Source organism: Rhodococcus sp. NPDC055024 (assembly GCF_053608585.1).
Window position 1 is genome coordinate 1 of the sequence record NZ_JBSGVT010000005.1, and the last position, 11,572, is coordinate 11,572.

Consider the following 11,572-nt stretch of genomic DNA (forward strand, 5'->3'; position numbering starts at 1 on the left):
CAATCTAATGTTTAACGTCCGCTTCTTTAATATTTTAAAATACCCTGGGGATCAGCGCAGACCGAGGAGGCTCCGCAGCTTTCCACTCTTACGCTTACGTGCGATGGCGCTCTTGAGACCGCTACGACGCCCGGTCACGGGATCGACAGTCGACGTCGGATCGCCGTCGAACATCCGCTCCGACGCCGTCTCGGGCGCATTGTCGACGGTGTCCTTGAGGTACTTGTTGGGCAGCGACAGCTTGGCGATGGTGCGCCACGACTTGGCGTACTGCACGGCAAGCGGGCCCGTCGTGTACGGCAGGTCGTACTTGTCCGCGAGCTGACGCACCGTGACCGCGATGTCCTTGTAGCGGTTACTGGGCAGATCAGGAAACAGGTGATGCTCGATCTGGTAGCTCAGGTTGCCCGTCATGAAGTCCATGAGCGCGCTGCCCTCGATGTTGGCGCTGCCGAGCATCTGGCGCAGGTACCACTGAGCCTGCGTTTCCTTGTCGATGTCTTCCTTGGTGAACTTCTCGGCGCCGTCCGGGAAGTGGCCACAGAAGATGACCGCGTTGGTCCACACGTTCCGCAGGGTGTTGGCGGTGAAGTTGGCCGACAACGTGCTCTTCCACGCCGGGCCGGTGATGGCCGGGTAGATGACGTAGTCGCGCAGGACCTGCTTGCCGATCTTCTCGCCGACCTCACGGAGCTTGCGCTGCGTCTCTTCCTTGTCGGCGCGGCCCTTGGCCACCTTGCCCAGCTCGAGGTGCTGAGCAGCGATGCCGTACTCGAAGAACAGGGCAAGCAGGGTGTTGTAGACCAGGTTGCCGGCGTTGAAGGGCTTCCACCGCTGATCGCGAGTGACGCGGAGGAGCCCGTATCCGACGTCGTCGTCCATTCCGAGGACGTTGGTGTACTTGTGATGCAGGTAGTTGTGGGTCTGCTTCCAGTGCGCAGACGGGCCGGTGACGTCCCACTCCCACGAGGTGGAGTGGATCTCCGGGTCGTTCATCCAGTCCCACTGCCCGTGCATCACGTTATGCCCGAGTTCCATGTTCTCGATGATCTTCGAGAGCGTCAGCAGGCCCACTCCGGCGAGCCACGCCGGACGGCGACGGCTGGCGAAAAGCACTGCGCGGCCGCTGATTTCGAGCGAACGCTGCAAGCGAATGACGTTGCGCACGTAGCGCGCGTCCTTCTCGCCGCGCGACTCCTCGATATCGCGACGAATCGCGTCGAGTTCGCGGCCGAGCGCCTCGATGTCAGCGTCCGTGAGATGTGCGTATTCCTTGACATCTGCAATCGCCATGGAAAGCCTCCTAGCAGTGAGTTAGGCGCAAAGTAGTAAGTGCAGAACGATCGTGATTTTGAATCGTTCAGATCAACTGCACCTACTGTAGCGTAACTTACGGCACCGTAGGTTAGGTTTTTCCCGATGTAACCTATATCACTTCCGGCGCTTCGGCATGCGGGAACGGGCCTGCGACTTGAGTGCAGTCAACAATCCCAGACGCTTACCGGTGACCGGATCGGTACGCAGGTCCTCGACCATCGCCATGGCTGCATCCCGGAACCCTGAGTCACGGAAACGTAGTTCCGAGGACGTTTCCGGAGCATTGTCCGAGGTCGCAGTGAGCCACTTGTCCGGCAATGCCAGCTTGTGGATCGTGCGCAGTGCCAGAAGGTACTGCTTGAAGAGCGAACCGGTGGTGTACGGGAGATCGAACTTCTCGCACAGCGCACGCATCTTCACGGCAATCTCGGGGTAGCGGTTACTCGGCAGATCAGGGAACACGTGGTGCTCGATCTGGTAGCTCAGGTTGCCACTCATCAGACCCATGAGCTTGCCCGAATTGAAGTTCGCGCTTCCGAGCATCTGGCGCAGGTACCACTCGTGCCGAGTCTCCTGCTCGAATTCGGCAACTGTGAACTTCTCGGCGCCGTCCGGGAAGTGGCCACAGAAGATGACGACGTACGCCCACAGGTTGCGCACGAGATTCGCGGTGGCATTGGCCGTCATGGTCGACTTCCACGCCGGCCCCGTCAGCGCCGGGAACAAGATGAAGTCCTTGCCGACCTGACGAAAGATCTTGCGCGCGAAGTCTTTGTTCGCCTGCGAGTTCAGTTGCCCCTTTTCCGCGCCCTCCAACTCGGCTGCCGCCGTGAGGTCGTGCAACGCGATACCCCACTCGAACGTGGCCGCCAAGATCACGTTGGCGATCGGCTGGAAGAGGTTGATCGGCTTCCACGGCTCGTCACGCGTCATACGCAGAATCCCGAAACCGAGATCCTCGTCCATCCCTACGACGTTGGTGTACGTGTGGTGCTGGTAGTTGTGTGCGCGCTTCCAGTGCTCGGAAGGACCGGTCTGATCCCACTCCCACGAGACGGAGTGAATCTCGGGATCGTTCATCCAGTCCCATTGCCCGTGCATCACGTTGTGCCCGAGTTCCATGTTCTCGATGATCTTCGACAGGCTCAGCAGGGTTGTACCGACCAGCCACGCCGGTCGATACCGACTGCCGAACAGCGCGATACGCCCGCCGAGCTCCAACGCGCGCTGCACGCGAATGACGCGACGAATGTAGCGGGCGTCCCGGATTCCGCGAGAGTCTTCGATGTCGAGTCGAATCTGATCGAGTTCACGTCCGAGAGCTTCGACATCGGCCTCGGTGAGGTGCGAAAACTCTTTGATATCGGTGATGGCCACCGTGGTCCTCCGTGTGCCTAGAAGCTATGCGTCCAGCGTACAGTCGCCCGCGGCGGCGGAGATGCACGTCTGGATGCGCTCGCCCTCCGCGTGCTGTTTCCCCGAGCGTAGATCGATCGCATGACCGGCAACGAGAGGTACGACACACGTCTGGCAGATGCCCATGCGGCAACCGAACGGCATCAACGCACCGGACTGCTCGCCGGCCTCCAGAAGCGTCGTCGCGCCGTCGACGGTGATCGTCTTACCCGACTTCTCGAACGTGACCGTGCCGCCGTCCGCCGAAGCGTCGATGCGAGATACCGCGAATCGCTCCATGTGGAGGCGATCCTCGATACCTTCCGCCTTCCAGACGTCTTCGAGTTCGTCGAGCAAAGGAAGCGGTCCGCACGCCCAGGTGTGGCGCTCGCGCCAATCGGGGCAGACCGTGTCGAGAGAGCTGAGTTTGAACTTTCCGTCACGCCGTGTGAGTTGGACGTGGCTGACGAAGTCCTCGTGCTCGACGTGCAGCGCCGTGAGTTCGTCGGCGAACATGACGTCGGATTCCGTCGGAGCCGAGTGGATGTGCATGACGTCGGGTAATTGACCGCGACGGTTCATCGTCCGCAACATGCCCATGACCGGAGTGATGCCACTGCCCGCGGTGATGAACAGGATCTTCTCCGGCGGCGGATCCGGCAAGGCGAAGTTGCCGGACGGCGTGGCCAGTCGAACGATGGTTCCCGACGGGACCGCGCCACTGACGAGGTGACTCGACAGGAAGCCCTCGGGCATGGCCTTGACCGCGATGGAGATGCGCTTGTTCTCCCAGTTGGGCGGAGAAGTCAGGGAGTACGAGCGCCAATGCCATCGACCGTCGATGTGGAGGCCGATACCGATGTACTGCCCCGGCTGGTAGTTGAAGTCGAATCCCCAACCCGGCTTGATGACGATGGTCGCCGAATCTGTGGTCTCGGGCCGCACTTCGACGATCTGACCACGCAGTTCGCGGGCCGACCACAACGGATTTGCGAGGTGGAGATAGTCGTCCGGAAGCAATGGTGTTGTCAGCCGAGCCGCCGCACCGCGAAGCAGATTGAGCTTCGACCGCGCTGCCGGAACTACCGACGCTGCCGGTGCCTCGATCCAGTCCTTCAGACCCATCAGACCTCCACCTCTCACCTTCCGAACCCACTGCCTACGGTACCGTAGGTTATCAGGTTACGGTACCGTAGGTTACTTCACGGTAAGCACATTCACAGCAGGTCGAGCAAGAACGGCAACTCCTGCGCGGCGTACCACGCCAACTCGTGGTCCTCCGCGTCGCCGAGCGTGAACTCGGCATCGGCATCACCGAGATCCGCCGCGTCGACTATGCCAGCAGCGCGCTCGATGTCCGATTCTGCCTGTTCGAGGTCGACATGCACAGATGCAACCTGAGCCATCGTGACGGGACCTGCCAGTCGAACTACCGAATCGTCGAGATCGGGCCGCAGTTTCACGTCGGCATCGTCGACGTCGGCAGCGACGACGGCGCGCCGGAAGGTGACGTCACCCTCGGTTCCGGCGATCAACCGCAGCGACGCACGCGCAGCCTCACCCATGGCGACCTCGGCCAACTCGTCGTCGTCCCCCGCCGCATACGACTCACGCAGCGTCGGGGTGACCGCAAAAGCCGTCCGGCTCATCGGGTCGAACTCCTGATCTGCGACCAACTTCTGCAAAATCTCGACCGTCGCCGGCACGTACACCCTCATGAGACCACCTTCATGCTCGTTCGTCCCTGCTCGTTCGTTCGTCACCGACTCGCATCCGTCAATTCCTCGAGTGACTCGAAGATCAGCGAACGAACGACGTCGACGTCCGACATCGCGTCACGGTCGGCATTCAAACCGTAGTAGACATTTCCGTCGTACGACGTCAGGGCGATGCTGAGTGTCTGATTCTTGAGCAGTGGCGACACCGGATACATCTCCAGCATCCGAGCCCCGCCGAGGTAGAGCGGGAACTGCGGACCCGGTGCGTTGGTGATCATCAGATTGAACATTCGCTGCGAGAGACTGCTGGCCGCGCGTGAACTCATCGCATGCAGCGTCGCCGGCGCAAACCCGGACATCCGCACCATCGTCTGTGCGGTCACCCGCCTGCCTTGGCGTGCGAACGCCTCCGTCGCATGCGCAACGTGCGAGAGCCGAACCACCGCGTTGGGTTCACCGACAGGCAGGTCGATCAGGAACGAGGAAACATGTCCCGGCGCCTGCGGATCGTCGACGTCGGGACTCTCGGGGCCGTCCGTGTAGACCGACATGGGAACCATCGCCCGCACGATGGTCGCCTCGGTCACCGGTTCGCCGCGCGAGAGCAGCCAGTTCCGCATCGCACCTGCGATGACGGTCAGGATCACGTCGTTGATCTCGCACCCGTACCTCGCCCGAATACGTCGATAGTCTTCGAGAGACGTCTTGGCCACCGCAAGGCGTCGATTGCGCGAGATGGTGGCGTTGAGCGGGCTCGACGGGGCCACCTGCGTCGCCGTTCGGACCACTTCTGCAAGTTTTCCGAGTGCACTGACCGCCTCGGTCACAGACGTCGTCACGTCGTTGAACGTTGCGCGCGCCCGTGCGATCCCCTCCCCCGGGCTCGTCACGAGATCTGCCAGTGCACTGACCAACAAGCTGGTGTCGCTCGGCGGCCTGGCCGGCATCCACAGTTCCTCTGGGCCGGGCGCTCGATTCTTCTCCGGATCGAAGATCACCTGGCTGATCTCGGGAGCCGCTTCGCCGTCGACCAACGACGAATGAGACTTCGTGAAGATGGCAAATCTGTTTCTGGTCAGCCCCTCGACCAGGTACATCTCCCACAACGGCCTCGTGCTGTCGAGCGGTCTGGACGTCAGCCGGGCGATCAGATCCATCAGCTGTTCATCGGAACCGGGCTTCGGCAGAGCCGATCGGCGTACGTGATAGGTGATGTCGAAATCCGAGTCGTCCACCCACACCGGGCGGGCCAGACCGAACGCCACCTCTCGAACCCGCTGGCGGTACCGCGGAACCGATCCGAGCCGATCTTCGACCAGACGAAGCAATTCCTCGTGATCGATCCCGTTTCGCAGTTGCCTGAAAATCCCCAACGAGCCGACATGCATCGGCGTCGTCCCGGCTTCGAGGAAGTAGAAAGCCGCGTCCTGAGTGGTCAGTCTGTTCACCATGGCTTCGTGTCCCCTCCTTCGCCCAGATCGAACAGAATCGACAATTCCTCGATCGTCGATTCCGAGCCGACGTGATGGACGCCGACCATCCCGACGGCCACCGCCGCGCGCACGTTGACCTCGAGATCGTCCACGAAAACGAACTCCCCCGGGTCGACGCCCAACCGACTCGCCGCCAGCAGATAGATCTCGGCATCCGGCTTCGCCATCTCCACGTCACCGGACAGGATCACGTCGTCGACCAAGACCCCGTCGCCGAGATCCCGCAACCACTGAGCACTGTCGCCGCCGGGATCGTTACTGACGATTCCCGTCACGATTCCGCGGGCCCTCACAGCGCGCACGAGCGCGCTCAAGCCCTCGAGATCCGATCCCGGACCGAACAGCACGCCACCGACATCCAACAGAAGTCCCCGCACGCCATCACCCTAAGTCGCGATGGTGATCACGGCGACATCTCGAGCATTTCGTGTCATGCTTCTCACCATCGCTCGGGGGAGCGAAAGTCCGAGTCGGCCAACTCGGACGCACGATCATCCGGGGGGATGTCATGGAGCAGGACTGCAAAATTGTTCTCGAGCCGGCACCACAATTCGAGCCTCACGCGCACACCGTCGTGCTGTCGCGGCCGCAGTGCCGACCAGACCTGACGCAATGCCGAACAGACCGAACGCTGCGTCGCCCGCGAAAGACGCCACACAACGGAACATCGCCCAGTACCGGGTTCACTCACGCTCCGGAACCGCGGCTGGCAGGTGCCGACATCTTCTGGAACCGATCACTGCGTCTGGTTCTCGAAACCGTCGACCGACGACGAAATCCACGCCAGCTCAGCGGCGTACTGACGCCGAGCGTCCTGGAAGTTGTTGCACGACTTTACACTTCAGACTCTTCGGCCCGAAAGATGGGCGGCGCAGCCGTTCACCGCACCCACGTTCAAGCGGTTTCGGAGAGTGCCGCCGAAGTCTGTGCGACGTACACACGAGGCAAGCAGACATTTGCCGTCGCAGGTCGGATCGACCACGCCGACGGAACAGGCTGGACGGTCACCGCACTACACGTGGTGTAACCGTCCAGCCTGTCGAGCACTACCTGTACTGCAAACTCAGCGCTTGCGCTTGGACTTCGGAGCTCGGTTGCTCTTCGACTGCGTCCGCGCTGCTTCACGACGTTCGCGACGCGAGGCCGCACCGTCACCGGAGTCGACGGCCGAGTCGCGGGTTGCCTTTGCCTTGCCGTCCTCGTCCGGGCCGGTGTACGTCAATCGTGACGGACCTTCGTCGTCAAGGCCCTTGGCGCGCAACGCCGTCGGGGCAGCAGTCCCGGTTGCCTTGGCCGCGGCTTCCTGCGTCGGGAGCGGCTTGGGCGCCGTGGCAGAAGCCGCAGCAGCCGAGCCCGCCGTGACGGAAATTCCGCTCGCGGGCTGTGCCGGAGCTGCCTCGACCTGCAGGTTGAAGAGGAATCCGACGGACTCTTCCTTCAGTCCGTCGAGCATGCCGATGAACATGTCGTAGCCCTCGCGCTGGTACTCGACCAGTGGGTCACGCTGTGCCATCGCACGCAGGCCGATTCCCTCCTTGAGGTAATCCATCTCGTAGAGATGCTCACGCCACTTACGGTCCAGGACCGAGAGGAAGACACGACGTTCGAGTTCACGCATACCGTTTTCACCGGCGATCGCGTCGATCTCGGCTTCGCGCTTCTTGTACGCCGCGTGGGCGTCTTCGAGCAGCGCGGTGCGCAGGTCGTCACGGCTCAGGTCGCTGTTGATACCTGCACCGTCCTCCCCCGCCAACGCCTTGTGATCGATACCGACCGGGTACAGCGTCTTCAGCGCCGTCCACAGCTGCTCGAGGTCCCAGTCCTCGACGTAGCCCTCCGCGGTGGCGCCGTCCACGTAGGCGGTGACCACGTCGGTGATCATCTGCTCGACCTGGCCCTCCATGTCCTCACCCTCGAGGATCTGGCGGCGCTCCTTGTAGATGACCGTTCGCTGCTGGTTCATGACCTCGTCGTACTTGAGGACATTTTTGCGAATTTCGAAGTTCTGCTGCTCGACCTGCGTCTGAGCGCTCTTGATGGCCTTCGAGACCATCTTGGCTTCGATCGGGACGTCGTCAGGCAGGTTGAGGCGCGTCATGATCGACTCGAGTGCCGAACCGTTGAAGCGGCGCATCAGCTCGTCACCGAGCGAAAGGTAGAACCGCGATTCGCCGGGATCACCCTGACGTCCGGAACGACCACGCAACTGGTTGTCGATTCGACGCGATTCGTGACGCTCGGTGCCCAGGACGTACAGGCCACCGGCATCGCGGACCTTCTCCGCGTCTTCCTTCACTTCAGCCTTGACCTCGTCGAGGACCGCGTCCCAGGCTGCCTCGTACTCGTCCGGCGTCGTCACCGGGTCGAGGCCCTTCTTGCGCAGCGCGATATCCGCGATGATGTCCGGGTTACCACCGAGCACGACGTCGGTACCGCGGCCGGCCATGTTGGTCGCGACGGTGACCGCACCGGAGCGGCCGGCCTCGGCGATGATGGTCGCTTCCTTCTCGTGGAACTTCGCGTTGAGGACGTTGTGGGCAACGCCACGCTTGGTGAACTGCTTGGACAGGTACTCCGAGCGCTCGACGCTGGTGGTACCGATCAGAACGGGCTGGCCGTTCTCGTGGCGTTCGACGACGTCGTCGACCACGGCATCGAACTTGGCTTCCTCGGTCTTGTAGATGAGGTCGCCGTTGTCGACTCGGACCATCGGACGGTTGGTCGGGATCGGGATCACGCCGAGGGTGTAGGTCTGGTGAAGCTCGGCAGCTTCCGTCTCGGCGGTACCCGTCATGCCCGACAACTTGTCGTACAGACGGAAGTAGTTCTGCAAGGTGATGGTGGCGAGGGTCTGATTCTCGGCCTTGATCTCCACCTTCTCCTTGGCCTCGATCGCCTGGTGCATGCCCTCGTTGTAGCGGCGACCGACCAGCACGCGGCCGGTGAACTCGTCGACGATGATGACCTCGCCGTCGCGGACGATGTAGTCCTTGTCCTTGGTGTAGAGCTCTTTGGCCTTGATCGCGTTGTTGAGGTAACTCACCAACGGCGAATTCGCGGCTTCGTACAGGTTGTCGATACCGAGCTGGTCCTCGACCAGTTCGACGCCCGCCTCGTGCACACCGATGGTGCGCTTGCGGATGTCGACCTCGTAGTGAACGTCCTTCTTCAGCAGCGGCGCGATGCGGGCGAACTCGCTGTACCACTTGCTGGAGCCGTCGGCCGGGCCCGAGATGATGAGGGGGGTTCGGGCTTCGTCGATGAGGATCGAGTCGACTTCGTCCACGATGGCGAACGCATGGCCACGCTGGACCAGGTCGTCCAACGAATGCGTCATGTTGTCACGCAGGTAATCGAAGCCGAACTCGTTGTTGGTGCCGTAGGTGATGTCCGCTGCGTAGGCGACGCGGCGCTCGGCCGGCGTCATGCCCGAGAGGATCACGCTGGTCTCGAGGCCGAGGGCGCGGTGAACGCGGCCCATCCACTCGGAGTCGCGCTTGGCGAGGTAATCGTTGGTCGTGACGACGTGAACGCCGTCGCCGGCGATCGCGTTGAGGTAGGCCGGAAGAACCGAGGTCAGGGTCTTGCCCTCACCGGTCTTCATCTCGGCGACGTTGCCGAAGTGCAGGGCCGCGCCACCCATGATCTGCACGTGGAAGTGCTTCTGATTGATCACGCGCCACGACGTCTCACGGGCCACGGAGAAAGCCTCGGGCAGCAACTCGTCGAGAGTTTCCCCGGCGGCGTAGCGCTCACGGAACTCGGTGGTCTTGGCTTTGAGTTGCTCGTCTGTCAGGCCTTCGACATCGGGCGACAGAGATTCCACATGCTCGGCGATGTGCTTGAGCCGCTTGACCATGCGACCTTCACCAACACGGAGCAGCTTCGATAGCGACAGCGACGGCACAGTCTTCTTCGTCCTCAATCTTCGGCGACAGGGGGTCACACACTGAAAATCCGGCCGGGGTCCGAAAACTCCGGCCGGATTCCATGGTAGGCGCTACCGGCGGCGAGCGAGCAAACCCACCACCGATTGGGTCATGTCAGGCGGATCAATCCGTAGTCGAAAGCGTGACGACGGTAGACGACGGACGGCTTGTCCGACTCCTTGTCGTGGAAGAGAAAGAAGTCGTGTCCGACCAGTTCCATCTCGTAGAGAGCGTCGTCGATGGTCATCGGCTCGGCTGGGTGATCCTTCGTGCGGACCACGCGTCCCGGGCCGTCGTACTCGTCCGGTTCTTGACCGTTCAGCGAAATGTCCGGTGTGACTCCGAGTGAGTCTGCGTCGACGAGAGAGGCGGTTGCCTCCGCGACGGACACCGGTCGCTTGTCACCGTAATGGACCTTCTTGCGGTCCTTGGTTCGACGGAGGCGACTCTCGAGCTTGTCGATCACCGATTCGAAGGCGGCGTAGAAGCTGTCTGCGGACGCTTCGGCTCGGGCCACCGGGCCTTTACCTCGAGCGGTGATCTCGACGCGCTGGCAACTCTTGGCCTGTCGTCGGTTGCGTTCATGTTGGAGTTCCACGTCGAAGTGGAATATGGAGGGGTCGAAGTGTTCGAGTCGCGCCAGCTTTTCCGAAACGTAGATTCGGAAGTGATCGGGGATCTCGACATTTCGTCCCTTGACTACGACGTCGGATCTCGGAGCTGCGGCATTCTCGGAACGCTCGATGGTGGCGTCCTCGATGAAAAACGAGGCTTGCGAAGGGGTCGTCACTCGTACCTCCCAATTACGGCCCCGCCCCACGGTGGGCGGCGGCAAATTCTGCAAGTACCGAGAGGGGATCCGCCCGGCACCAGTATCGAAGTACCACCTCCTACCAGTATTTTCGGGTGTGCCGCCGACGCTAGTACGTAACGCGCGCGAGTGCCACTGTTCCAACGAAATTCATCTAAGCCCCTGCAAGTACGAGCACGACAGTTGTCCGAATCCCACTGAGCGAGAGAGCCCGAACCGACTCTGCCGCAGTCGCTCCCGTCGTCAGGACGTCGTCGAGCAGGACGATGGCGCTGTCCCCCGCAATGGAACGGATCGCAGTGGTGTCGAGAGACACATGACCGTTCACATTGGTCACTCGGTCGGCCGCGGACAGTCCGACCGAGTCACGTACGCCTCGCGTCATCCGGAGAATCGGACAGACTTGTATCGGGCGCCCCTCGACACAACCGGTTTCCCACGCTTCCACTCTGCGCTTGGCTCGCACACTTTCAGCTATCCGGCGAACCGGGTCACCTCCGCGAGATCGCGCCGCCCGGGCGCGCGTGGGAGCCGGAACCAGGACGATTGGCGCACGATTTCCGCCACCGAGCTCGCCCCACCGTTCCAGCATGGCCAGTGCACCGGCCACAGCGGCCCCCAGAGGCATCGCGAGATCGCGGCGACCGCGTTCCTTCATCGCGATCACACTGCGACGCCTGGGGCCGTCGTAGCGGCCGAGTGCCCACACCGGTACGCCCGGATCGACGCGCGGACTCAGTTGAACCGGATGGTCGCTCAGCAGCTCCGCGCACTCACGACACCACAGAGTCCCGCTGCGGGCGCACCCACCACACTCGCGTGGCAACAACAGATCGAGCAGGCCGGCACCGAATTTCTTGTCCCCCATGGCCGAATCATGAATGAGAGCACCGACATGAATGAGAGCAC

Annotated in this window: 10 protein-coding genes; 1 reads left to right on the top strand and 9 read right to left on the bottom strand. The window is 62.2% G+C overall.

The annotated features are described in order from the left end of the window. Positions 1 to 51: 51 nt before the first annotated feature. The 6 genes from ACWF6P_RS12845 to ACWF6P_RS12870 all read right to left on the bottom strand — a co-directional run bounded on the left by ACWF6P_RS12845 (position 52) and on the right by ACWF6P_RS12870 (position 6,300). Entirely contained in the window at positions 52 to 1,293 is a 1,242-nt protein-coding gene (locus ACWF6P_RS12845; protein ID WP_378447609.1) for a fatty acid desaturase family protein, read from the bottom strand. 138 nt (positions 1,294 to 1,431) lie between these two features. Continuing rightward, positions 1,432 to 2,694 (bottom strand): fatty acid desaturase family protein, encoded by a 1,263-nt coding sequence (locus ACWF6P_RS12850; protein WP_020907111.1) that lies wholly within the window; start codon positions 2,692 to 2,694, stop codon positions 1,432 to 1,434. Positions 2,695 to 2,718: 24 nt separating this feature from the next. Continuing rightward, the gene (locus ACWF6P_RS12855; protein ID WP_230812599.1) at positions 2,719 to 3,837 is read right to left on the bottom strand and encodes a ferredoxin reductase; all 1,119 of its coding nucleotides are present in this window, start codon (positions 3,835 to 3,837) and stop codon (positions 2,719 to 2,721) included. A gap of 92 nt (positions 3,838 to 3,929) precedes the next feature. Beyond that, on the bottom strand, positions 3,930 to 4,430 hold the full coding sequence (locus tag ACWF6P_RS12860; RefSeq protein ID WP_020969223.1) for a DUF6912 family protein: 501 nt from the start codon (positions 4,428 to 4,430) through the stop codon (positions 3,930 to 3,932). 41 nt (positions 4,431 to 4,471) lie between these two features. Beyond that, positions 4,472 to 5,881, bottom strand: coding sequence for a WS/DGAT/MGAT family O-acyltransferase (locus ACWF6P_RS12865; RefSeq protein WP_378447610.1), 1,410 nt, complete (start codon positions 5,879 to 5,881; stop codon positions 4,472 to 4,474). After that, on the bottom strand, positions 5,875 to 6,300 hold the full coding sequence (locus ACWF6P_RS12870; protein ID WP_378447611.1) for an HAD-IA family hydrolase: 426 nt from the start codon (positions 6,298 to 6,300) through the stop codon (positions 5,875 to 5,877). The genes ACWF6P_RS12865 and ACWF6P_RS12870 overlap by 7 nt, the downstream gene beginning before the upstream one ends. A 131-nt stretch (positions 6,301 to 6,431) precedes the next feature. Here ACWF6P_RS12870 and ACWF6P_RS12875 point away from each other — a divergent pair, with 131 nt between their 5' ends. Beyond that, entirely contained in the window at positions 6,432 to 6,950 is a 519-nt protein-coding gene (locus ACWF6P_RS12875) for an Rv3235 family protein (RefSeq protein ID WP_452621250.1), read from the top strand. Between the two features lie 36 nt (positions 6,951 to 6,986). Here ACWF6P_RS12875 and secA read toward each other — a convergent pair whose 3' ends face one another. The 3 genes from secA to ACWF6P_RS12890 all read right to left on the bottom strand — a co-directional run bounded on the left by secA (position 6,987) and on the right by ACWF6P_RS12890 (position 11,531). Then, positions 6,987 to 9,830 carry a preprotein translocase subunit SecA gene (gene secA, locus ACWF6P_RS12880; protein WP_452621251.1) on the bottom strand — a complete coding sequence of 948 codons (2,844 nt, stop codon included), beginning with the start codon at positions 9,828 to 9,830 and terminating at the stop codon, positions 6,987 to 6,989. A gap of 131 nt (positions 9,831 to 9,961) precedes the next feature. After that, complete coding sequence (gene hpf / locus ACWF6P_RS12885; RefSeq protein WP_003940893.1) at positions 9,962 to 10,642, bottom strand: ribosome hibernation-promoting factor, HPF/YfiA family; 681 nt, start codon at positions 10,640 to 10,642, stop codon at positions 9,962 to 9,964. 175 nt (positions 10,643 to 10,817) lie between these two features. Then, positions 10,818 to 11,531: a ComF family protein gene (locus ACWF6P_RS12890; protein ID WP_452621252.1), complete on the bottom strand. Its 714-nt coding sequence runs from the start codon at positions 11,529 to 11,531 to the stop codon at positions 10,818 to 10,820. Positions 11,532 to 11,572: the final 41 nt, after the last annotated feature.